Annotated in this window: 19 protein-coding genes, 1 tRNA gene and 1 pseudogene; 5 read left to right on the top strand and 16 right to left on the bottom strand. The window is 70.3% G+C overall.

Going from position 1 to position 23,068, the window contains the following annotated elements; all coding sequences use genetic code 11:
• Positions 1-122: 122 nt before the first annotated feature.
• Positions 123-1,451, bottom strand: coding sequence for an aldehyde dehydrogenase family protein (locus ACIBUY_RS00585; RefSeq protein ID WP_365562403.1), 1,329 nt, complete (start codon positions 1,449-1,451; stop codon positions 123-125).
• Between the two features lie 625 nt (positions 1,452-2,076).
• Here ACIBUY_RS00585 and ACIBUY_RS00590 point away from each other — a divergent pair.
• The gene (locus ACIBUY_RS00590) at positions 2,077-2,823 is read left to right on the top strand and encodes a hypothetical protein (RefSeq protein WP_365562401.1); all 747 of its coding nucleotides are present in this window, start codon (positions 2,077-2,079) and stop codon (positions 2,821-2,823) included.
• Between the two features lie 99 nt (positions 2,824-2,922).
• Here ACIBUY_RS00590 and ACIBUY_RS00595 read toward each other — a convergent pair whose 3' ends face one another.
• Positions 2,923-4,245 carry a PQQ-binding-like beta-propeller repeat protein gene (locus ACIBUY_RS00595; protein WP_399151270.1) on the bottom strand — a complete coding sequence of 441 codons (1,323 nt, stop codon included), beginning with the start codon at positions 4,243-4,245 and terminating at the stop codon, positions 2,923-2,925.
• 307 nt (positions 4,246-4,552) lie between these two features.
• Here ACIBUY_RS00595 and ACIBUY_RS00600 point away from each other — a divergent pair, with 307 nt between their 5' ends.
• Positions 4,553-5,716 (top strand): hypothetical protein, encoded by a 1,164-nt coding sequence (locus ACIBUY_RS00600; protein ID WP_365562397.1) that lies wholly within the window; start codon positions 4,553-4,555, stop codon positions 5,714-5,716.
• Here ACIBUY_RS00600 and ACIBUY_RS00605 read toward each other — a convergent pair.
• From ACIBUY_RS00605 to ACIBUY_RS00615, 3 genes and pseudogenes are all read right to left on the bottom strand, one after another.
• Positions 5,637-6,077, bottom strand: coding sequence for a DUF6093 family protein (locus tag ACIBUY_RS00605; protein WP_365562671.1), 441 nt, complete (start codon positions 6,075-6,077; stop codon positions 5,637-5,639). The genes ACIBUY_RS00600 and ACIBUY_RS00605 overlap by 80 nt on opposite strands.
• A gap of 277 nt (positions 6,078-6,354) precedes the next feature.
• On the bottom strand, positions 6,355-6,762 hold the full coding sequence (locus tag ACIBUY_RS00610) for an Imm50 family immunity protein (RefSeq protein ID WP_399151271.1): 408 nt from the start codon (positions 6,760-6,762) through the stop codon (positions 6,355-6,357).
• 7 nt (positions 6,763-6,769) lie between these two features.
• Positions 6,770-7,612: pseudogene (locus ACIBUY_RS00615) on the bottom strand (HNH/endonuclease VII fold putative polymorphic toxin); the annotation flags it as partial.
• A 68-nt stretch (positions 7,613-7,680) separates the two neighbouring features.
• Between ACIBUY_RS00615 and ACIBUY_RS00620 the strand changes: the two are divergent.
• Positions 7,681-8,775: an integrase core domain-containing protein gene (locus ACIBUY_RS00620; protein WP_365562394.1), complete on the top strand. Its 1,095-nt coding sequence runs from the start codon at positions 7,681-7,683 to the stop codon at positions 8,773-8,775.
• 651 nt (positions 8,776-9,426) lie between these two features.
• Here the strand turns inward: ACIBUY_RS00620 and ACIBUY_RS00625 are convergent.
• Positions 9,427-9,500: transfer RNA gene (locus ACIBUY_RS00625), tRNA-Pro, on the bottom strand.
• Between the two features lie 136 nt (positions 9,501-9,636).
• Between ACIBUY_RS00625 and ACIBUY_RS00630 the strand changes: the two genes are divergently transcribed.
• A complete protein-coding gene (locus ACIBUY_RS00630) occupies positions 9,637-10,341 on the top strand; it encodes a transketolase (RefSeq protein WP_399151272.1) in 705 nt (234 codons plus the stop codon).
• Between the two features lie 109 nt (positions 10,342-10,450).
• A complete protein-coding gene (locus tag ACIBUY_RS00635) occupies positions 10,451-11,359 on the top strand; it encodes a transketolase family protein (RefSeq protein ID WP_399151273.1) in 909 nt (302 codons plus the stop codon).
• Here ACIBUY_RS00635 and ACIBUY_RS00640 read toward each other — a convergent pair.
• The 10 genes from ACIBUY_RS00640 to ACIBUY_RS00685 all read right to left on the bottom strand — a co-directional run bounded on the left by ACIBUY_RS00640 (position 11,325) and on the right by ACIBUY_RS00685 (position 22,220).
• Positions 11,325-12,647: an MFS transporter gene (locus tag ACIBUY_RS00640; protein WP_399151274.1), complete on the bottom strand. Its 1,323-nt coding sequence runs from the start codon at positions 12,645-12,647 to the stop codon at positions 11,325-11,327. The two genes, ACIBUY_RS00635 and ACIBUY_RS00640, sit on opposite strands and share 35 nt — an antisense overlap.
• Before the next feature lie 147 nt (positions 12,648-12,794).
• Entirely contained in the window at positions 12,795-13,157 is a 363-nt protein-coding gene (locus ACIBUY_RS00645; protein WP_399151275.1) for an MmcQ/YjbR family DNA-binding protein, read from the bottom strand.
• A gap of 48 nt (positions 13,158-13,205) precedes the next feature.
• A complete protein-coding gene (locus ACIBUY_RS00650; protein ID WP_399151276.1) occupies positions 13,206-14,159 on the bottom strand; it encodes an alpha/beta fold hydrolase in 954 nt (317 codons plus the stop codon).
• Between the two features lie 62 nt (positions 14,160-14,221).
• Complete coding sequence (locus tag ACIBUY_RS00655; RefSeq protein ID WP_399151277.1) at positions 14,222-14,761, bottom strand: GNAT family N-acetyltransferase; 540 nt, start codon at positions 14,759-14,761, stop codon at positions 14,222-14,224.
• Complete coding sequence (locus tag ACIBUY_RS00660; RefSeq protein WP_365562293.1) at positions 14,758-15,363, bottom strand: helix-turn-helix domain-containing protein; 606 nt, start codon at positions 15,361-15,363, stop codon at positions 14,758-14,760. Before ACIBUY_RS00660 ends, ACIBUY_RS00655 begins: the two co-directional genes overlap by 4 nt.
• Before the next feature lie 61 nt (positions 15,364-15,424).
• Entirely contained in the window at positions 15,425-16,327 is a 903-nt protein-coding gene (locus tag ACIBUY_RS00665; RefSeq protein WP_399151278.1) for a LysR family transcriptional regulator, read from the bottom strand.
• Between the two features lie 22 nt (positions 16,328-16,349).
• A complete protein-coding gene (locus tag ACIBUY_RS00670; RefSeq protein WP_365562289.1) occupies positions 16,350-17,540 on the bottom strand; it encodes a glycine C-acetyltransferase in 1,191 nt (396 codons plus the stop codon).
• A 28-nt stretch (positions 17,541-17,568) separates the two neighbouring features.
• Complete coding sequence (gene tdh / locus ACIBUY_RS00675; protein ID WP_399151279.1) at positions 17,569-18,597, bottom strand: L-threonine 3-dehydrogenase; 1,029 nt, start codon at positions 18,595-18,597, stop codon at positions 17,569-17,571.
• A gap of 178 nt (positions 18,598-18,775) precedes the next feature.
• Complete coding sequence (locus ACIBUY_RS00680) at positions 18,776-19,975, bottom strand: Gfo/Idh/MocA family protein (protein ID WP_399151280.1); 1,200 nt, start codon at positions 19,973-19,975, stop codon at positions 18,776-18,778.
• A gap of 34 nt (positions 19,976-20,009) precedes the next feature.
• The gene (locus tag ACIBUY_RS00685; protein WP_399151281.1) at positions 20,010-22,220 is read right to left on the bottom strand and encodes a right-handed parallel beta-helix repeat-containing protein; all 2,211 of its coding nucleotides are present in this window, start codon (positions 22,218-22,220) and stop codon (positions 20,010-20,012) included.
• Positions 22,221-23,068: the final 848 nt, after the last annotated feature.

A 23,068-nucleotide genomic window follows, 5' to 3' on the forward strand; every position in this document is an offset into this window, starting at 1 on the left:
CCTGAGAGCAACTGACTCCCGAAACCACCTCGAAACGGCTCTCTCTCGAACTGACACAGACAGGGGACGCTGCTGGGGTGGCCGCCGTCGCGCACGGGCGGGGGACGTCGAGCGGTGGGCGGTCAGCCCAGCGGCTTGTCCAGCACCGCCTTGGTGTGGCTGAAGGTGTCGATCGAGTACTCACCGTGGTAGCGCCCCATCCCGCTCTCGCCCACGCCGCCGAACGGTAGCTCCGGGGCAGTGAGATGAGCGACCGGCAGGCCGAAGGTGAGTGCGCCGGAGGAGGTCTCGGTCAGCAGCCGATGCTTGGTGTCGTCGGAGTCTGTGAAGGCGTACAGCGCCAGCGGCTTGTCCCGGTCGTTGATGAAAGTGATCGCTGCGTCCAGGTCGGGGACCGCCACGATCGGCAGGATCGGGCCGAAGATCTCCTGCTGCATCACCGGGGCGTCGGGGGAGACATCGGCGAGGACGGTGGGGGCGAGATAGCGCTCGGCGCGGTCGTGGCCGCCTCCGATGACTGTGCGGCCGCTGTCGAGGAGCGCGGTCAGCCGGTCGAAGTGGCGCTCGTTGACGATCCGCGAGTACTCGGCGGCGGTGGCCGGGTCCGCTCCGTAGGTCTCGCGTACGGCCTCGGCGAGGTGCTGTTCGATGTCCCTGGCGGTGTCGCCGATGGCCAGGACGTAGTCGGGGGCGACGCAGGTCTGGCCTGCGTTGAGGAATTTGCCTGCGGCCAGCCGACGGGCGGCGGCGGCCAAGTCCGTTCCGGAGTCGAGGAGAGCGGGGCTCTTGCCGCCGAGTTCCAGGGTGACCGGTGTCAGATGCTGGGCAGCGGCCGCCATGACGATCCGACCGACGGCGCCGTTACCGGTGTAGAAGATGTGGTCGAAGCGCTGAGCCAGCAGTGCGGTGGTCTCCGGGATGGCGCCCTCCACGACGATCACCGCGTCGGTGTCCAGGTAGCGCGGCAGCAGCCGGGCGATGGCGGCCGAGGTCGCAGGGGCGAGCTCGCTGGGCTTGACGACGGCGCAGTTGCCCGCGGCCAGCGCGCCGACAAGCGGGGCGAGCGCCAGCTGCAACGGATAGTTCCAGGGGGCGATCACCAGGACGACGCCGAGCGGTTCGCGGACGACCTCGGCGGTCGCCGGGAGCAGCCGCTCGGGCAGCTCCGCGGGCCGGGGCGTCAGCCAGTCGTCGAGCCGGTCGAGGGTGTGGTCGATCTCGTTGACGGTGAAGCCGATCTCGGTGCGGTACGCCTCCTCGGGGCCCTTGCCGAGGTCGGTGGCGAGCGCGGCGAGGAGGTCGTCGCGATGGTCCGTGAGGAGGGCGCGCAGGGCGGTCAGCTGGCCGCGCCGCCAGTCCGGAGCGGCGGTGCGGCGGGTGGCGAAGGTCGCGCGCAGCCGGCTGACAAGGGCGGCCGCGTCCAGGTCGGCGGTGGGGTCCTGTGATGCCATGACGACGACGCTACGCCCGCCCGGCCCTGGCCGCCCCCGGACACAGAACGTGACCGGGCGCTACTGGAGGCCACCGTCCAGGGCCCGCAGGCGAGCGGCTGAGGAGGGCTGACCACGACCGCGTTCGGCCAAACGGACCGGAGTGTCCACCCAGGCTCTCTGCTGCCGCTGGCGCTGCAAGGAAGACCTGGTCGTGGGCTCCGTCGGCACCGGCGAGCGCCCTTGACCCCAGCCGGACACCGGCAGCCGCGAAGGCGACCTGGCCGCGCTGCTCCGCGACGAAGACGAGACGCTGGAGGTCCGGGAGATCGGCTGCTGCACGTCCTGATCGGCGAGTCCGCGGGCTACGAGGCGCTGGCCCTGATGGGGCGGCCCTGGCTGGCCGGCGTTGGCAGGGCGCCCGCAGCGGGGGTTGGTGCCGGGCGGGTAGCTGCCTGCCGGGCCGCTGCTGGACTGCAGAGCAGCACAATCCGCACAACAGGGCAGTGGAGTCGATTTATGTCATTGGATGACAATATTCCGGACGACGTCAAGCATCGAATTCACGTACCAGATCCCGAACGCAGGCTGTGCAACGAGCTCGTGCATGGTTGGCGGTGGCGCGTCGAAACCTTGAGCGTCGATCATGGTCGGTGCGGTGGGGAGCCGAGCGCGTGCAGCAATCATCCGAAGCCTGCAGATCACCGGGCTGGCCTCTGGAGTGATCACTGAACTCGTCGCCGAGATAGGTCCGTTGTGGCACGAGCGGCAACAGGCCGAACTAGAGTCACAGCCCCGCCGCCGGGCAGTCGGCGCGGGAGCGAAACACAAACCGGTCTTCGTCGACCGGCTGTTGGCGACCGGATCAACCTCCGCCACGGAACGACGCAGTGCAGCTCTGCTCTCTGAGCAGAGCTGCACCGTCGTACCCGGTATCCGCCTTCGCGCGCTCGTCGAAGTCATCGAACACCTCAGCACCGACGGACAGACCGGCATCATCGACGGCACCGAGGTCCACGTCCGCCGCCCGGCCGCGGGGCGCAAGGATCGGGAGAAGTTCGCCTCCGGCAAGAACAAGCAGAACGCCATGAAATCGATGGTCGTCACGGACGCGGAGGGAAGGCTCGCAGTCTGCAGCCCGGCCGAACCCACGCATCACACCTTCAAACCTCTTCAGGTTGGCTCCGTTGAGGTTATCCGGCTCATCCAGGAATTCGTCGGGGTGCGCATGGAACTTCTTGCTCATTACCTTCTGGCTGGAGAAATCAGCCTTGTCCCGGATCCTGCCCTGAAGATGGAGCTTCCAAGATCAAGGCAGTCCCGCATTCGGGTGGGCGGTGTGGTGCGGATTCCAGGACGGCACGGCAGAGCCTACTGCCTTGTGTGGTGGTGACTTTGCGCGCCAGATGTGCCTCGGCTGCCCTTCGGCGTAGGCGAGGCGGGAGCAGTGACCTGCGGGGGCTTCGTCGCGGCCCTGCGGGCCGACGCACGGTCAGCCGCTGGCGCGCAACGCCGTGAGGCGCGAGCCGTCGGCGTAGACGAGCCGGTTGTCGCCCAGGAAGAACGGCGGGCCGCTGACGAGCCGTCGCCAGGTGACCGTTCCGTACACGTTCACGGCGATCACCGTGCCCTTCCGGCCGTCACCGGGCGCGTACCAGATCCCGCCGCCCAGTGGCTGCGCGGCAGGTGGGAGCTCTGCGGGGCGGAGCGCCGCATCGTCCGGCTTCGCGGGGTTCGGATCTCGGAATCCGCGGCCGGCCCGATAGGCAAGGACGCGAGCTCCGTATGCCACCGGATACTCACCGCGACGCAACCGCAGTGGGAACTCGCCGTCGTAGTCGTTCCCGATGAGTGCGCCCGCCGCGTCCGGCAGAGTGAGGTCGTAGCCCATCAGCAGGGGGATCGTTGGATCCTGGCGGCAGCCGTCGCGAACGGCCGCCTGGGGCTGCTCCCAGGCGAAGTCCCGCTGCCAGACCGGTGCCGGAGCCTGGTTCCCCGTGTCGTACGCCGCTACCCGCACGCGGCATGCGGGGCCGTGCGGGACCGTGACCACCAGGGTGCGGTAGGTCGTGGGGTACACCCCTGCGACCTCGCCCGGTGGGAGTTGCACCCGCCAGCCGTGGGGCCGTTGCTCACCTTGTCGGAGGACTTCGATGCGGCCGTCGGCGACGAACGTCATGGGATGACAGGCATGCGGCACCGGCTGGCCCGGCACCTTCCAGCCGCGCTGTTGCACGCAGGGTGCGGCGAAGGCAGCGGGGCCGCGTGTTTGCCGCGTCCACTGGACCTGGCCTGTGCCGGTATCCCAGGCGACGAGGGAGCAGGAGCCGTGTGACCGGCAGGTCGCAGCCACGGCCTGCCGCGAAGGCGACACGGTGATCGTCTGCAACTCCCCTGCGGGGCGCGGCGGGGAGGGTGCGAGCCGCTGGAACCGGCCGGTGTTCGGGTCCACGGAAGCAAGGGCGGGAAGCAGGCCCGGCGAGGCGGTGCCGACAAGTACGCTCGGGCTCGGGCTCGGGCCGGAGGCGGCTGCGTGGGGTTGGCCGGGACGCGTCGTCAGGGCGAACTCGGCGGGGAGATGCGTGCGCCACAGGGCTCGTCCGTCCTCATCAACCCTCGCGATCCATCTGCCCTGCCCGATGATCCCGTTGGGGGCGTCCACCAGCGACCAGTCGCCCACGTCGTCGGTCGGTACGGGCAGCGGCACGCTGAAGGCGCGTTCTGGCTCGTCCCGCGCGTCCAGCTGCGGCGGTTGCGGCGCGAAGCAGCCGGCGAGCGTGACCACCAGGAGCAGCAGGACGAATAATCGGCGCATGTGCACCACAGTGCCCACGGCGCGCATGGCTGGGTGAGCACGGAATGCCACCAGATCGATCACAGTTTGATGCGGTCTCTTCAGCACACCAGGGTCCGCCTGGCGTATCGCTCTCGTCCGGCTCGGGCCAGGGCGCCAGGTGACGGCCAGTTCGATCAGATGACGCCTGTCGCGCAGAGTCGCGGTCGTGCCCACTCCCACTCGACGGAGAAGCGATGTCAGACCTGCATGCAAGGATCAACGCGACCTGGAACACGCCCAGTTGACTGCGGAACACTGACAGATCACGGACCCACGGAGGCCACAGATGTCCACCGACCCCATGTATCTCATCAACGACGGCATAGCGCGCATGGAGCACACCCCGTATGACACCGAGGCCGAGCTCCAGACCCTGATCGCCGACTTCCCGCAGCTGCTGGCATGCGGCCCGCTGGCGCACGAACCGGACCTCGTGCTCGTACGCCAGGAGATGCCCACCCCGCTGAGCGAGGACAGCTCCGGAGGACTGAGCCTCGACCACCTCTTCATCGATGCTGAGGCCCTGCCCACCCTGGTCGAGGTCAAGCAGGCCAGTGACACCCGCATACGACGCGAGGTCGTGGGCCAGATGCTGGACTACGCGGCGAACGGCGCCCGCTACTGGACCGAGGACACTCTCAGGTCCAGCTTCGAACAGACCTGGGGTGCCCGGGGTATGCAGCCCGAGCAGGCGTACGCCGAGCTCCTCGGCGACAGGGACCCCGAACTCTTCTGGCGCGAGGTGCGCCAGAACCTCCGCCAGGGCAGGATGCGGCTGCTCTTCGTCGCCGACCACATACCCGACGAGCTGCGCGTCATCGTCGAGTTCCTCAGCGGCAGCCTGACCGGAGCGAGCTTCCTGGCGATCGAGCTGCCCAGATTCCGTCACGACGGAGGCGCTGCGGTGCTGTCCCCGCGGGCCTACGGTGCGACTCCGCCGAAGTCCGTCCACCGCCCTGCGATCGAGAACGGCAAGGTGGACGAGTACTTCTGGAGCGCCCTGGAGAAGCACGGCGGCCCCGAGCAACTCCGCGTGGTCCGAGACATCGCCACCTCCTGGGAGGCCAAAGGCGGCGACCTCTGGTTCACGGTGGCCGAGGGCGGCGCCAGCACGATGACGTTCCGGGCCCCCACGCCCGACGGCCACTACGCGTGGCCGGCGTGGATCGGCGTCAACGCATCCCACCAGGTCTCCACCAAGGTGACCGTCGACCTCACTTCCGCCTCCCAGAAGCGAGTCCTCGCCGACGACTCCGTGCGCGAGGAGCTGCTGTCCAGGATGAGCACGGTGGCCGGTACGACGCTGCGCACCTCGGGTTACCCGAACTTCCCGTTAGCTGAGCTCCTCGACGAAACGGCGCTCAAAGAGTTCAAGAGCGCTGCGTCCTGGTATCGACAGGTTGCCGGGTCCGTAGCGCTGGGGTTCGACGAAGGCGCCCCCGAGGGGTAGACATCCGTTCCACGAGGAGGAGTGGAGGTGGCTGGGGCCGAAGAAGACCGTCCACGGTGCGGGTCCCACCGGGCGTTCCGCCACCCAACTCGGCGTCCACCACGGCCTGTTCTCGCATCTCCTCGCACTGACCGGCATTCACGATGGCCTGCAACGGCACCTTGCGCACCACCACGAAGGTGCCCCCAAGGGCGTCCCCGACGCGGAACCTGCGGCCGACGAGCAGCGGGTCGCGAGACGAGCGCACCACGATCAACACGTCCCTCAGCGTTGACGCAGGGGCCGTGAGCGGCAACAGAGCCGAATACGTGGTCCCGGCCCTCTTTGAGAGAACGAGCGCCTTGCAGCATTCCCCTATCATCGCTCTCAAGGCTGATGAATCGCGCGCGCAGCTCAATCACGACCTTCCACTCAGGACCGCCGCGATGCCACGTGGAAAGATCGAGGTTGAACCACCGCGACTTCCGCGACCTGAAACCACATTTCCGATCCTTCGGCGTCAATGGACACGAAGATGCCATTCGCACACGCAGGGAGCGGTGTCCACGTTCATCATCACGTGGAACACCTCGGTTACTGTGAACGGCGTGCCGCCGTCGGAGCGGCCGACAACTTCGAGGCCGACCTGACGGAATCATTCAGGCTTCGTCGACGTAGGCGGTCAGCGTCGAGATGAAGACTGTTGCGGCATTCGCCTGAAGGTGGACCCCAGGAGCTGTCACACGCACATTGACTCCGTCACCTTCGGTGATCGACACATCGGCTGAGATTTCACTTTTGAATCCACCCAAAGAGACGGAGCGAAGGCCGCTGAACGAGATCTCGATCTGCACGGTGTTGAATTTCTGGACCGCCCATTTCCGTGGCGGCCGGTCAGGATATTCGGGCAGATCGAGGCGGAGTTTCAGCGTCGGACCTTCGACTTGGAGGGTCACTTCGTGCACACGAACCCCACGGAGGTCCGGCGGGTTTCCCTGATATGCAGCGTTGACGCCTTCAGGGTTGTGTAGCAATGATGTCCACCGCATGCCGACTCGATTCTCCATTTCGCGGCTAGTACTCGTAGTGCTGAGCAGTCCCGGGGACCTTACCAGTTCGCGGGTTTTCCGATGGGCGGACGTTGAAGTGTGAACCTTGGTCCCCAACTCCACCTTCACCGTAATAATGCCCGTACCCGTGATCCTGAATGATCACTTTACTGCCGTCGCTTCGCGTGAATGTGTATTCGCGCGTCATCACCGGGTTATGCGAAGCGTCCATAATTTGTTGACCTGTTCGGTCCGTCATAGGGACCCTGCTGATCGCGTCAGGCTGCTGCGACATGGGGATGTCCAGGTCGCGTTTCGCCATCCTGAAGGCTTCGTTTCGACTGCTCGCCGTCTTGTGTGAGATCGCGTCGGGGCAGCCCTCATCAGGTGCAAGACCGAGCGGGTCCCTCCATGTGTGAGGATTGTGAACATACGTGGACGGGTTGGGTGCCGGGACAAATCCGAGGGGGTCCGACGTCAGGTATCGCGCGCTGTCCGGGGCGTAGTGGCGGAAGTAGTTGTAGTGCAGCCCTGTCTCGGGGTCGAAGTACTGGCCGGGAAAGCGCAGGGGCGTGTAGGCCGTGGAGTCAGTGCTCCAGGTCGTGGTTCCCCAGAGTGTGCTGCGGGTGTGCCAGGCGATTTCGCCGTCCTCACCGACAAGTTCGCTCGGAGTGCCGACGAGATCGGTGACGATGGCGAAGAAGCGGGAGTCGATGGCCTCTTGCGAAGCATCGGACGCGGTGATGCGTTCCGTCTGGGCGATCGGCCGCAGGCCCTGGTGGTCCCAGGTGAGCGTGACCGGGTCGGGCAGCTCGGGTGCGTGCGCGATCTGTTCACACAGCGTGGTGCCATCCCACGTGAACGTGACCCTGCGCCTGCCGAAAATGTCATCCATGCAGATCAAGGGCGTCATCGATGGTGCGGCAGGATGATTTCGTGTTGCTTCGTCTCGCCTACCTGACCGTCACCAACCTGTTCACCGCCCTGCGATTGCTACCGATGAGCGACCGCGACAAGGACGCGGAGATCCTCTCCCTACGCCACCAGATCACCGTCCTTGAGCGGCAACTCGGCACGGACCGCATCAAGTTCACTCCCGCGGACCGGGCGTTCCTCGCCGCTCTGCTGACCCCCCTGCCACGCCAGGCCCTGCGTCAATTCCGGTTACTGATCCGGCCTGACACGGTGCTGCGCTGGCATCGCGACTTGATGAAGCGGCGCCATGCCCGCACCAGCCGGCCCAAGAAGCCCGGTCGACCGCCCACGGTCCACTCGATCCGCAGACTGGTCCTGCGCCTGGTCCGTGAGAATCCATCGTGGGGCTATCGCAGGGTGCACGGCGAACTCACCACCCCCGGCATCAAAGTCGCGACCTCCACCGTCTGGGAGATCCTCACCTCCGAGGGCATCGACCCCACGCCCGACCGAGCCGCCACCACCTGGGCCGACTTCCTGCGCTCGCAGGCAGACGCTCTCCTGGCCTGCGACTTCATCGAGACAGTGACTTTGGCGGGGCAGCGCCAGTACATCCTCGCGGTCATCGAGCACGCCACCCGCCGCATCCGGATCCTCGGCACCACCGCCCACCCCACCGCGGCCTGGGTGGCCCAGACCGCCCGAAACCTGGCCATGGACCTCACGGACGCCAACACCACCTTCGTGTACCTGATCCGGGACCGTGACGCGAAGTACCCCGCCCGATTCGACGACATCCTGCGCAACGCCGGAATCCAAGTCGTGCGCACCGGCGTCCGGATCCCCCGCATGAACTCGATCATGGAACGCTGGGTGCAAACCTGTCGCCACGAACTCCTGGACCGCACTCTCATCTGGAACGAGCGCCATCTACGCCACGCGCTCCACCAGTTCGAACTGCACTACAACCTCCACCGGCCCCACCAAGCGATAGTCCAGGCAGCACCCCTACGCGCCGCCCCCGAACCGCTCCCCCACGCACAGATCACCCAGCTGACGGTACGCCGGAGAGACCGCCTCGGCGGAGTGCTGCACGAGTACCAACATGCCGCTTGAGCGGCGCGGATGAGGTTTTCGGCAGGCGCACGGCCACGTACGGCGCGCATATGGGCGAGGGCTTCATCTCGGTTCACCCGGCCCGCCATGCGACCGACGACGCAGCGCCCAACCTCTGCCTGCCCCGCGGTGCCTCCACCTACTGCCACCCATGTCCGCGACACACACCGCCCTGCGCCCGGCGTCCCTCAACGTCCGCCAATTGCTCCCGCGTTCAACACCTCCATGCATCCCGCAACGGTGCTCGACGAAATCCGACATACCCGTCCATCCCGAATCGGAACTGGGGTCAAGATTTCGCATGACCCCATACCCTCGCCGCCGGACAAGGTGTCACCGCTCCCACCCCGCTCCCGACCCCACTCCCACTGGGAGCACCCCTTGCCAGCACGAAGAGCGCCAGCCCATAACCAGAAGTCGACCCGATCGACGGCAAATGGGCCGCGAACCCAAGTCACAAACCGGGCACGAACGTGAACGTACGCGCAAGGAATCAAACATGCGCGCAGCGGCCCGAGTGGGAGTGAACAGACAAGGGGACAGTGGGAGCGCGCTCCCACTCCCGTCGCTCCCACCGGGAGCGCGCGAGCAACAGAAAAAGGGCCGTTCGAAAACGGCCCTTCACCTGCGACGTTCGATACGTTCGAACTGTCGGGACGACAGGATTTGAACCTGCGACCCCTTGACCCCCAGTCAAGTGCGCTACCAAGCTGCGCCACGTCCCGATGCTCGCTGACCTGGGCTTTCCCCGGGCCGAACGTGCACGGAAACCATACCGCACTCGGGGCCGTGGTCGCGCATCCCTTTCCCGCGCGGGGCGGGCTTGACCTCAAGCAAAGTTGAGGTTGCACGCTGCGTGTCATGACGACAACAGCGCAACGCAACGGGTACGGGTACGACGATCTGGCGCGCCTGATGGGCGTGCTGACCGGGGACGAGAAGCACGGGCCCGCCGCCACGTCCACGCTCGACGTGCTCTGGGTGCTCTACGACCGCGTGCTGCGGGTCACGCCGGAGACCGCAGAGGACCCGGGTCGCGATCGCTTCCTGCTCTCCAAGGGGCACGGGCCGATGGCGTACTACGCGGTGCTGGCCGCGAAGGGGTTCGTGCCGGTCGAGTGGCTGGACGGGTTCGGCCGGTTCGACTCGCCACTCGGGCACCATCCCGACCGGGTCCTCGTGCCCGGCGCGGAGATCGGCAGCGGGTCGCTCGGGCACGGGCTGCCGATCGCGGTGGGCACGGCGCTCGGGCTGCGTGCGCAGGGGCTGCACGAGCCTGCCGTGTGGACGCTGGTCGGGGACGCGGAGCTCGACGAGGGCAGCAATCACGAGGCCATCGCGTTCGCCGGGGCCGCCGGTGTCGAGCGGCTGCACACCGTCGTGATCGACAACCTGTCGGCGACCTACGGCCGGGCGGGAGGCATCGCGGCCCGGTTCGACGCGGCCGGGTGGTCGACGGTGTCCGTGGACGGTCGTGATCACGCCGCGCTGTACGAGGCGTTCACCGCGCCGCATCCGGGGCGGCCGCACGTGGTGGTCGCGCGCGTCGAGCCGAAGTTCTCGTGAGCCCGACACTGCCGCGCCTACCGACTCCGCCATCCCCATCGCCCATCCCCATCCCCATCCCCATCCCCATCCCCATCCCCCATTCTTCTGGTCCAGGAAGGACGCCGTCATGGACACCATGCGTGACCGCTTCGCCCCCGTCGTCTCCCGGCTGCTCGACGAGGACCCCCGGGTCGCCGTCGTGCTCGCCGAGATCGGTCTGGCGCAGTTCGCCGGGGCCGCGCGCCGCCACCCGGAGCGGGTGATCAACGTCGGCATCAGGGAGCAACTGCTCGTCGGCGCCGGGGCGGGCCTGGCGCTGACCGGGATGCGGCCCGTGCTGCACACGTTCGCGAGCTTCCTCGTGGAGCGGCCCTTCGAGCAGATCAAGCTGGACTTCGGGCATCAGGACGTGGGCGGGGTGCTGGTGAGCGCCGCCGGTTCGTACGACGTGTCGGCCGGTGGCTTCACGCACATGGCGCCCGGCGACGTGGCCGTGCTCGACACCCTCGACGGCTGGACCGTGCACGTGCCGGGCCACCCCGACGAGGCGGAGACGCTGCTGCGGCACGCGGTCGGGGACGGCAACGAGCGGGTGTACGTCCGTCTGTCGACGCAGTCCAACCGGGAGGCACTCGCGCTGGACGGCTCGCGCTTCCTCACGGTGCGCGAGGGGCGCGGGGGCGTCGTGGTGGCCGTGGGGCCGCTGCTCGACAACGTGCTCGCGGCGACCGAAGGGCTCGACGTGACCGTGCTGTACGCGACGACGGTGCGGCCCTTCGACTCCGGTGCCCTGCGCCGGGCCGTCGGGGACGTCGCCGACGTCGTCGTCGTGGAGCCGTATCTGGCGGGCACGTCGACGGCCGCCGCGAACGACGCCCTCGCCGATCTGCCGCACCGCGTGCTCGGGCTCGGCGTGGGCCGCCGGGAGCTGCGCCGCTACGGCGGTGTCGAGGAGCACGTCGCCGCGCACGGGCTCGACGCGGCGTCGCTGCGTGAGCGGATCAGCGGCTTTCTGGCCGCGCCGGTTCCCGCCTAGGCGCGGGTGGCGCGGGCAGGGAACGCAGCCGCGGGGCGTCGGCGCGGACGAGGCCGCGGATCGCCGGGACCGCGAGCAGTGCCGCCGCGCACAGGACGGCGACGCCGCCGCCGGTCAGCAGGACGTGCCGGGTGCCGAACGCTCCGGCGGCGGGCCCGGCGAGCGCCTGGCCGACCGGCGCCATGGCGAGCGAGCCCGCGACGTCGTAGGCGTGGATGCGGTTGAGGACGTCGTGCGGCACCTGCGTCTGCACGCTGGTCGCCCACATCACTCCCCAGAACGACATCCCCGCTCCGGCGATCACACAGCCCGCCATCATCCCGGGCACGCCGAGGCCCGCGCCGACGGCCGCCGGGAAGAGCGCGAAGCCGAACAGGGCGACCGTCCCGGCCCGCAGCATGCGCCGGGGCCGCACCCGCAGGGCGATCAGGCCGCCGATGACGGTGCCCGCGCCGAGGGCCGAGTTGACCAGGCCGTAGGCGCGCGGCCCGTACTCCTGCGTGACCTGGGTCGCGACGAGGGGGACGGCCGGGCCCGACGCGCCGATCTGCAGGACGCACCAGACGGCGATCACGGCCCACAGCCAGGTGCGGGACCGGAACTCCTGCCAGCCCTCGATCAGGTCCTTGCGGAACCCGTTGCTCGGGGCGTGGCTGTCCGGGGCGGCCGGGGGCAGGCGCAGGAGCACCAGGCACAGGGCGCTCAGTGCGTACGTTCCCGCGTGCGCGGCGAAGACGAGACCGGGCGATGCGAAGGCGACGAGGAGGCCTGCGACGGCAGGGCCCGCGAGCTGCGAGCCGGACTCGGCCACGCGGATCGCGCCGTTCGCGGCCTGTACGTCATCGGCGAGGCGGGGCACGGTGCTCGCGACGCCCGGCTGGAAGAGCGCGGAGGCCGCTCCGTTGACCGCGCCGATGACGCAGATCTCCCAGAGCACGACGTGTCCCGTGAAGAACATGACGGCGGCCAGGGACTGCGAGACCAGGCGCGTGACGTCGGCGCCGATCATCAGCAGGCGGGTGCTGAAGCGGTCCGCGAAGACGCCGCCGAAGATGACGAGTCCGGCGAAGCAGCCCACGGACGCGGCCATCGCGAGGCCGACGGCGCCCGCCCCGTATCCGTACTGGAGCAGGCCCGCGGCGAGTGCGACGGGCAGCATGGTGTCGCCGAGCTTGGCGACCGCCCGCGCGGTGAAGAACAGCCCGAAGTCCCGTGACCAGATGCTGTGTCCGACCCGTCCGACCCGTCCGACCCGTCCGACCGGTCTGCCCGTGCCGTCCCCGCCCATGTCCGCCCGACTCCGTCCCCGGCTCACCGCCGTGCCGTCCACCCCTACGGGCGGATCATGCCACGCACCGCGCGGCGGGCCCCAGGGAGTTTCAGCCCGCTGAACGGCCGCCGCTCCGCGTGCCGTTGAGCGATCCGCCGGGTCCGGTCAGCGCGCGCTGCCGGGCGCGCCGAGCTTCGGGTGTGCCTCGAGCAGGCGGGGCGGTGCCGCCTGGCTCCAGGAGTCGGTGAGGATGTCGCGCAGCTCGTCCGTGTCGTCGAGCGCCGCGAGCCGGACGCGGACCCAGGCGAAGGACGCCTCGTGATCGGCGATCCAGAACTTCTTCGGCTCGGCGAGCACCAGCTCGTCCCGCTCCTCCTTCGGGCAGCGCACGGCGATCGACGTCTCCTCCTCGGGCAGCGTGGCGAACATCTTTCCCGCCACCCGGAACGTGGGCATGCTCCAGGCGATCTTCTCCGTCGTGTCCGGCAGGGACAGGGCGATGGTGCGTACGTCTTCGGCATCCGGCATGACAGGAACCGTAAGGGGCCGCACTGACAATCGCGGACGACCGGCAGGTCACGGCACGCGTTTGTCCAGCCATGCGGTGAGGTCGGCCTGGACCTCGGCGCGGTTGGTCTCGTTCAGGATCTCGTGGCGGGCGCCCTCGTACCCCCGCCAGGTGAGGTCGGTGACGCCGGCGTAGCGGAAGTCCTCGAGGAGTTCGTGGACGAGGGTCATGCGCTGGTTGCAGGGGTCCTCGGTGCCGACGGCGACGTGGATCGGCAGGTCGGCGGGGATGCGGGCGAGGTTCGCCGGGTCGTTGATGCGGCGCACCGCGCGGACGAAGTCCAGGGACAGGCCCGCCGAGAACGGGAAGCCGCAGCGCTCGTCGGCGACGTACGCGTCGACCTCGGCCTCGTCGCGCGAGAGCCATTCGAAGCCGGTGCGGTGCGGGTAGGGGTCGTTGAAGGAAGTGAACAGGTCGGGGACGAAGGAGGAGAGCGCCGCGCGTCCCTCGCGGGCGATCTCGGCCTCGAGCAGCGCGATCGATCCCTCGTTGTCGGCGCCCGGCAGGGAGCGGAAGGTGCCGGACAGGACCAGGCCGACCAGGTCGTCCGCGTACCGCTGCGCGTAGTCGCGTGCGAGCAGTGAGCCGAGGCTGTGGCCGAGCAGCACGAAGGGCACGTCCTGGTACAGCGCCCGCGTGCTGTCGCCGATCGCCTTGAGGTCCTCGACGATCGCGATCCAGGCGTCGACGGTGCCGGGGCGTTCGTCGTCCGTCACGCCGAGGCCGCCGGTGGTCGCGGCCGTGGCGCCGTGGCCGCGGTGGTCGGAGGCGATGACGGCGTAGCCGTGGGCGGTGAGGTGGCGGGCGAACCGGTCGTAGCGCAGGGCGTGTTCGGCCGCGCCGTGCGCGATCTGGACGAAGGCGCGCGGCCTGCCGCCCTCGGGCAGCCAGGTGTACGTGGCCACGGCGGCGCCGTCGCCTGTGCTCAGGGCGCTGGTGGTGTACGCCGGGTGGTCGGTCATGGGGCGGCTCCTGTTCGCGGGAGGGCGTGGGCTGTCCTGCACCTCCCCTGCCCCGCCCGCACTCATGCCCGCCGGCCGCCGGGGCGCTTGTAGAAGAGCGTGGTGGGGCGCGGGATCCCGGCCGGGTCGCCCGCGTAGTCGGGGATGACGCCGACGGGGGTCCAGCCCGCCGTCCGGTACAGGGGCTCGGCGGGGCTGCCGGTCTCCGTGTCGAGGACGAGGAGGGTGAGACCGGCGTCGGCGGCGACCTGCTCGACGGTGGTGAGCAGCGCGCGGGCGAGACCCTTGCCGCGGGCCGTCTCGTGCACCATCAGCTTGACCACCTCGCCGCGGTGGCGGCCGTTGGGCCAGTCGTTGAGGGCGAGGGAGACGGTGCCGACGCAGCGGCCCGAGGCCTCGTCGACGGCGACGCACACGACGAGGTCGCCACGGTCGACGGCGGGCGTGCGCGCGCGCCACCAGTCGGCGGCCTGCTCGGCGGTGAGTCCGGCCAGAAAGCCGAGCGAGGCGCCCCCGGCGACGACGTCGGCCAGCAACCGCCCCAACTCGTCGGCGTGGGAGGTGAATTGAGCTGCCGTCAGCGTGCGCACGGGAGGTGTCACGGCAGCACCACCACCAGCGCGTACCGTACGGCCTCGGGCCCGGGGCAGTGGAAGTGCGTCGGCCCCCACAGCCGGAAGCGCAGGCAGTCACCGGCGACGAGGGTGTGCGTGACGCCCTGCACGGTCAGGTCGAGTCGGCCGTCGAGCACCCAGATGTGCTGTTCGAGACCGGGCACGGGCGGCCGGTCGTACACGATGTCGGCGTACGGTTCGAGGCGCCCCTCGACGACCTCGGCCCGGAGTCCTGCGAGTGGCGGCGACACGGAGCGCCGCACGAATCCGCTCGCCTCGTCGCGCCACACGGGCTGTTCGGCGGCGCGCACGACCTGCGCCGGAGCGGACTCCACCTCGCTCAGCAACTGCGACATGGTGCGCCCGTAGACGGCGCACAACCGGTTGAGGAGCGCGGCCGTCGGGCTGATCTCGGCGCGCTCGGCACGGGACAGCGTGGACCGGCTCACGCCACTGCGGTCGGCCAACTCCCCCAGGGACCAGCCGTGTTCGGCCCGCAGCTCGGCAAGGCGCGCGCCGAGCCGGGCATCGACGGGGTCCGACTCGGGTCCGGTGTCGCCTCTGGGAGGCACTTCACTCTCGCGTCTCATATTCGGCACGGTATCCCAGATATGAAACAACGCGGTTACGTGCGTTCCGCCACTGCGGGCGTCAGTCCCGCGCCGCCTCCCCGAGGGCGTCGAGCACCGGCCGGATCAGCGGATGCGTCTCCGCTCCGTGGCGGACCGCCGCGAAGACCTTGCGGGTGGGGGCGACGCCGTCGATGGGGCGGACGACCACCTCGGTGAGGTCCATGCCGACCAGGGCCGAGCGCGGCACGAGGGCGACGCCCGCGCCCGCCGAGGCGAGGGCGACCACCGCACGGAAGTCGTCGGAGGAGTGCTCGAACTGCGGGGAGAATCCCGCGTGTTCGCAGGCGAGCACGACCACGTCGTGGCAGGGGTTGCCGGGGTAGGGCCCGATCCAGGTGTCCTTGGCCAGGTCGGCGACCGGCACCCGCTCGGCGTCGGCGAGCCGGTGCGCGACGGGCAGGACCGCGTCGAAGGGTTCCGCGTAGAGCGGCACCCGGGTGATCCGGTCGTCGTCGGCGTCGGGCGCGCCCCGGTACTCGACGGCGACGGCGACGTCGATCTGCCGCTCGAGGAGCATCGGCAGGCTGGCGTCGCCCTCGGCGTCCCGGACACGGACGCGGATGCCGGGTGACTCCTTCGCCAGGCGGGCGAGGGCGGGGCCGACGACGAGGCCGATGCCGGTCGCGAAGGAGGCGAGCGTCACGGTGCCCGCGTCGCCGGTGCTGTACGCGGCGAGCTCCGCCTCGGCCCGCTCCAGCTGGGCCAGGACGGCGTTCGTGTGCGTGAGCAGGATCTCGCCGGCGGGGGTGAGCCGGACGCCGCGGGCGCCGCGCTCGACCAGCTTGTGGCCGGTCTCCTGCTCCAGGGCGGTCAGCTGCTGGGAGACCGCTGAGGGGGTCAGGTACAGCGCGGCGGCAGCCGCCGTGACCGTGCGGTGGTCGGCCACCGCTCGGAGGATGTGCAGCCGCCGCGCTTCAATCATGTTCCCGATTGTCGCAAACCGGTCAGCCCAGCTCGGCGCGGGCCTCGACGAACGCGTCCACGGCCCGGTTCACGTCCTGGGTGGAGTGCGCGGCGGACAGCTGGACGCGGATGCGGGCCTGGCCCTGCGGCACGACCGGGTACGAGAAGCCGATCACGTACACGCCGCGCTCCAGGAGCAGCTCGGCCATCCGGCCCGCGACGGAGGCGTCGCCGATCATCACGGGGGCGATCGCGTGGTCGCCGGGGAGGATGTCGAAGCCCTCCTCGGTCATCCGCGTACGGAACAGCTTGGTGTTGGCCGCCAGGCGTTCGCGCAGGTCACCCGCCTGCTCCAGGAGGTCGAGGACCTTGAGCGACGCCGCCGCGATGACCGGGGCCAGGCTGTTGGAGAACAGGTACGGGCGCGAGCGCTGGCGCAGCAGGGCGACGATCTCGGCGCGGGCCGCGACGTAACCGCCGGAGGCGCCGCCGAGGGCCTTGCCGAGGGTGCCGGTGATGATGTCGACGCGGTCCATGACGCCGTGCAGCTCGGGGGTGCCGCGGCCGCCGGGGCCGACGAAGCCGACGGCGTGCGAGTCGTCGACCATGACCATGGCGTCGTAACGCTCGGCGAGGTCGCAGATGTCACCGAGGGGGGCGACGTAACCGTCCATGGAGAAGACGCCGTCGGTGACGATCAGCTTGCGCCGGGCGTCACCGGCCGCCTTGAGCTGGGCCTCCAGGTCGGCCATGTCGCGGTTGGCGTAACGGAACCGCTTGGCCTTGGACAGCCGGATGCCGTCGATGATCGAGGCGTGGTTGAGGGCGTCGGAGATCACCGCGTCCTCGGGGCCGAGCAGCGTCTCGAAGACGCCGCCGTTGGCGTCGAAGCAGGAGGAGTAGAGGATCGTGTCCTCCTGGCCGAGGAAGGAGGACAGGCGCGCCTCCAGCTCCTTGTGGACCTCCTGGGTGCCGCAGATGAAGCGGACGGAGGCCATGCCGTAGCCCCAGCGGTCCAGGGCGGCGTGGCCCGCGGCGATGACCTCGGGGTGGTCGGCGAGGCCGAGGTAGTTGTTGGCGCAGAAGTTCAGCACCTCACCCGGGCGGCCGCCCGCGGTGACGCCGACGGTGGCGGACTGGGGGGTGCCGATGACCCGCTCGGGCTTGTGCAGGCCCGCGGCGACGATCTCGTCGAGGGTGGCCTGGAGGTCTTCGCGTACGTTGTCGAACATGCCGAGAATCCTTACGGGCGTGGGGAGTTCAGGAGGTCCAGTCCAGGATGACCTTGCCGCCGCGGCCGCTCGCCGCGTCGTCGAAGGCCGCCTCGAAGTCCGTGTGGGCGTAGCGGCCGGTGATCACGGGAGCGAGGTCGAGGCCGCCTTCGAGGAGGACGGACATCGCGTACCAGGTCTCGAACATCTCGCGGCCGTAGATGCCCTTGATGGTGATCATCGAGGTGACGATGCGGGCCCAGTCGACGGCGAACTCCTGCGACGGCAGGCCGAGCATGGCGATCTTGCCGCCGTGGGTCATGTTGGCGAGCATGTCGCGCATCGCGACCGGGTTGCCGGACATCTCCAGGCCGACGTCGAAGCCCTCGCGCAGGCCGAGCGTGCGCTGGCCGTCGGCGATGGTGGACTCCCCCACGTTCAGGGCCAGGCTCACGCCCACCTTGCGGGCGAGTTCGAGGCGCTCCTCGCTGACGTCGGTGATCACGACGTTGCGGGCGCCTGCGTGCTTGGCCACGGCGGCGGCCATCAGGCCGATCGGGCCCGCGCCCGTGCTCAGCACGTCCTCGCCGACCAGCGGGAAGGACAGGGCCGTGTGCACGGCGTTGCCGAACGGGTCGAAGATCGCCGCGACGTCCAGGTCGACGGGGACGCGGTGCACCCACACGTTCGACGCGGGCAGGGCGACGTACTCGGCGAACGCACCGTCGCGGCCGACGCCGAGGCCGACGGTGGCACGGCACAGGTGCCGGCGGCCCGCGAGGCAGTTGCGGCACTTGCCGCAGACGAGGTGGCCCTCGCCGCTGACCCGGTCGCCGACGGCGATGTCGGTGACGCCTGCGCCGGTCTCGACGACCTCGCCGACGAACTCGTGGCCGACGACGAGCGGCGCGGAGATCGTGGACTGCGCCCACCCGTCCCAGCTGCGGATGTGCAGGTCGGTGCCGCAGATCCCGGTGCGCAGCACCTTGATCAGCACGTCACCGGGGCCGATGGACGGCTCGGGCACGTCCGTCAGCCAGAGTCCCGGTTCGGCCTTCTCCTTGACCAGCGCCTTCAACGGCTCGGCTCCTGTCGTCGCGCACGCGGGCAGGGCGGAGCACGGCCCGGCCCGGGTACGAGGGAAGAGTGGGGTGGCGGTGTACGGAAGAGCCTGCCGCCACGACAGACTCTTCCGTACGAAGGTGCCCCCGGTCCATCGAGGTTTGCTTAAGCGCCGCCACAGCTTTCCTACAGGCCTATGCCGTGCGCACCTGTCCGCGCTCGAAATACGCGATCAGCTCCGGGGCGAGACCGGGGATCTCGCGGGGCGTGCCGCCGTCGCGCAGGGACTCGGTGGCCCGCACCCCGGCGGCGACCGCCATGCGTGCGGCGACGGGCGAGGTGTCGGTGGTGCCGCCCTCGCGGGCGAAGCGCACGAACTCGTCGATGAGCAGCGGGTCGGCGCCGCCGTGCCCGGCGTTGTCCTCGGCGTCCGGCACGGGGTACTCGGCGTCGGCCTCGCCGCGGTACGTGGAGCGGCGGGAGTTCCACACCTTCACGACTCCCCCGGGTCCGTCGCCGAAGTTCTCCAGGCGGCCCGCGTCGCCGATGACGGTGTAGTTGCGCCAGTAGTCGGGGGTGAAGTGGCACTGCTGGTAGGCGGCCAACACCCCGTTGTCCAGGCGCATGTTGACCATCGACACGTCCTCCACGTCGATGACGGGGTTGAGGCCGCGCTGGGTGTGCGGCGGCCAGTGTCCGTCCTTCGTGTACCAGTCGGCGTGCTTGGCCTCGCCGGGCTCGCGCCGGTGCGGGTTGTCGCCGTACACCATGAGGTCGCCGAGGGCCTGGACCTGTCGCGCGTATCCGTTGGCGAGCCAGTGCAGTACGTCGATGTCGTGGGCGGCCTTCTGCAGCAACAGGCCCGTGGTGTACTGCCGTTCGGCGTGCCAGTCCTTGAAGTACCAGTCGCCGCCGTACCCCACGAAGTGCCGTACCCACACCGTCTTGACCGCGCCGATCTCGCCGCGCGCGATGATGTCGCGCATCAGGCGGACGACCGGCATGTGCCGCATGTTGTGGCCGACGTAGAGCCGGGTCCCGGTCTCGTACGCGGTGCGCAGGAGTTCGTCGCAGCGTTCGACGGTGACGTCGAGGGGCTTTTCGACGAAGACGGGCTTGCCCGCCTTGAGGGCTTCGCAGGCGACGTCGGTGTGGGTGTGGTCGGGGGTGAGGACGACGACCGCGTCGACCTCGGGGTCGCCGATCACCTTCTTGTGGTCGCTGGATATCAGGGCGCCGGGAAACGCGAGGGCGGCCTCCGTCCGCGCCGCGGGGTCGTGGTCCGCGAGGGCCGTGACCCGGGAGCCGGCGCCGGGCCGGTGGGCGGTGCGGGCGAGCGAGCCGCGCAGGCCGTAGCCGAGGACACCGAGGCGCAGATCGGAGGAGCCGGTCATGGAAGTTCCTTTGCTCGTGCGGGCGTTGCGGGCGCTACGGGTGGACCAGGACGTGCGCCAGGGCGACGCGTCCCGTGCCGGTGAGCTTGATCCTTACGTATCGGGCTTCCGTGTCGGTGTCCAGCAGGGTGGGCCTCAGAGCCTTGCCGGTGACGTGCGTGGTCGTGGCGTCGGAGAAGTCGGCGGACCGGGCGAGCTGGACGTCGAAGTCGGTGGTGGTCATGGAGGTGTTGTTCCAGACCTCGACCTGTCCGACGTGCCGCGCCGCACCCAGGTCCACCTGCCACCAGGCGCCCGGCTCGGCGAGCGTGCGGGTGTCGGTGGAGGTGTCGCCGTCGGTCGCGTACGCGGCCGTGGCCGTGCCGTCCGTGGAGGACTGCGTGGCCGTGCCCGCGCGGGCGAGGTCGGGGCGCAGCTGTTCGACGCGGCCTGGCCCGTCGGCGCCCGCGGCCGCGGCGACCTCGATCGCCTCCGCCGGGAGCCGGTCCAGTTCGGTGTGGTTGTCGGCCATGGTGGAACCGGTGCCGGCCAGGGCGGGGGCGTCGGTGTCCGTCCAGTTGCCGGTGGCGTGGTTGTCGATGCCGTAGTCGGCCCAGTTGGAGACCCACTTGTAGCCGAGGCGGGTCAGCACGTTGCCGGTGACGGTGATGTGGCTGGACTGTTCGTCGAGGTAGATGCCGTTGCCGTCGCGCTCGGTGTTCCCGTAGGCGCTGCGGTTGATGTAGTTGCCGGAGACGACGGTGCCGGGCTGGGCGCCCTGGGTGTAGATGGCACCGCCGTCGTGCTGGGCGTACGCGACGCGCATGACGTTCGTGATGCGGTTGCCGGTGATGCGGTTGTCGCGCAGGACGGACTGCTTGGCCTCGGGCTGGTTCCAGCCCCAGCCGACGGAGATCCCGGAGTACGGCAGGTCGTCGAGGGAGTTGTGGTCGATGACCGTCGCGGCCTCGTAGCCCGCCCAGATGCCGACGGAGTCCGTGTACTCGACTCCGGTACGCCGAACGGTGTTGTACGAGACCGTGTTCCGCGTGCCTACGCGTTCAGGGGCGGGCACGGGTTCCGTGTCGCCGACGTACACGCCGCCGGAGGACAGGTCGGTGAAGCGGGAGCGGGTGAGGGTGGAGTCCTGGGTGCCCTGCTCGAGGACGGCTCCGGCGCCGCCGAGGTGGGTGAACTCGGCGTGGTCGACGGTGATGTGCCTGCCTGCGCGCACGGTGAGCGCGGCGGCGGGCTTGGTGTAGTAGCGGCCCGCGTGGTCGACCGGGCCCGTGGCGCCGGTCAGGGTGAGTCCGGCCTGCATGCCCGCGTAGCCCTCGTCGGTGGAGGGCTGCTGGTAGGCGGCGTACACGAAGCCGATGCCGGTGACACGGACGTCATGGGCGCCGTCGAGGACGAGGAGGTTCTCGGTGACGGGGGTGACGGCGTGGGCCCGCCGCATGTTCTCGCCCTTGCGCGGCAGGTACGTGACAGTCCGTGCGGCCGAGTCCCAGACGAACTCCCCCGGCTGGTCGAGCAGTTCGCGGGCGTTCTCGAAGTAGGCGACCCCGGAGTAGCGCGTGGAGTCGACGGCGGTCGAGTCCCAGGCGGGGCCCGTGCGGTTCGTCCCCGACGCGGAGTTGGCCCAGCAGGGCTGCGCGAAGGTGAGGTTGTCGCCGCTGACGCCCGTGATCCGGCAGTGGTAGTTGCGCCACCGCACGCGGATGACGGCCTCGGCGTCGGTGGGCCGCGCCCAGGTGGCGATGCCGGTCTTCTCGGCGCCGCTCATCCCGGTCGTGGTGGCGTCGCACACGGAGGCGGCGCAGGCCTCGCCGCGGGCGCGCACGGCACGGACCCCGTCGACGAAGAGCTGGCGCGGGGTGACGCCGTCGGGCACGTCCGCGCTCCAGGTCCCGTCGGCGTTGGCGCTCCAGCCGGTCAGCGCGCGGCCGCCGGAGAACACGGGGTGAGCGCCGCGTTCGGCGGCCCAGGTGACGCCGGAGTCGTCGGCGTCCAGCGTCAGCGGCTTGTTCAACCGATAGGTGCCGTCGGCGAGTTGGATGCGGTCACCGGAGTCCGCCGCGTCGCGTGCACCCTCCGGCGAGCAAGGGTGTCCGACGGTGCAGGAGGTGCCGGATCCGTGAGGCGCGGCGTGCAGGACCTTCGCACCGGGGGCCGCCTGCGCGGCGGGCAGCGGGACGAGGGCGACGGCCGCGGCGACGAGGAACGCGGCGGCCGCGCTGCGGAGCGTGCGGGTACGTGGGCTCATGCGAGGACCTTCCGATGGGGCGGGTCGACGGCTCGGTCGGGGGGTGGGTTGATGGATGGGGCGGGTCGACGGCTCGGTCGGGGGGTGGGTTGATGGATGGGGCAGGGCACGGGCAGAACAGAGGCGAGCCAGGGGCGGGGCGCGGACGGGGCAGGGACGGGACAGGGCCAGCCAGGGGCGGGGACGGGCAGAGACGGGGGCGGGGACGAGCCGGGTCCGGGGCGCGCGGTCGCGCGCGGCGTCCGAGGCCCGGGGGTGCCGGGGCCCAGGGGTGCCGGGGCCCAGGGGTGCCGGGGCCCAGGGGTGCCGGGGCCCAGGGGTGCCGGGGCCCGGGGGTGCCGGGGCCCGGAGGCGACGCTTGAGGCCCACAAGCCCGGCGGCCGACACTCGACACCCGAGGCCCGCAAGCCTGGCGGCCGACACCCAAGGCCCGACGCCCGGTGGCCGGGGGCCGGAGGCCAAGACCCGGAGGCCCGGAGGCCCGGAGGCCGACACTCGACGCCCAGGGCCCGGAGGCCGGAGGCCAAGACCCGGAGGGCCGACACTCGACACTCGACGCCCGACGCCCGACGCCCGGAGGCCGGGGGCCAAGGCCCGGAGGGCCGACACCCGACGCCCCGACACCCGACGCCCGGAGGCCGGAGGCCGGAGGCCGGAGGCCCCGGAGCCGAAACCCGACACTCGAGGCCCGCAAGCCCGGCGACCGAAACCCAAGACCCGACGCCCCGAAGCCCGACGCCCAACGCCCAACGCCCGGAGGCCGGAGGCCCGGGAGCCGAAATCCGACACCAAGCACCCGACACCCGAGGCCCTGGGCCGACACCCGAAGGTCCCGGGGCCTATGCGGC

It is taken from the genome of Streptomyces sp. NPDC050085 (genome assembly GCF_044460595.1).
Classification (GTDB): Bacteria; Actinomycetota; Actinomycetes; order Streptomycetales; family Streptomycetaceae; genus Streptomyces.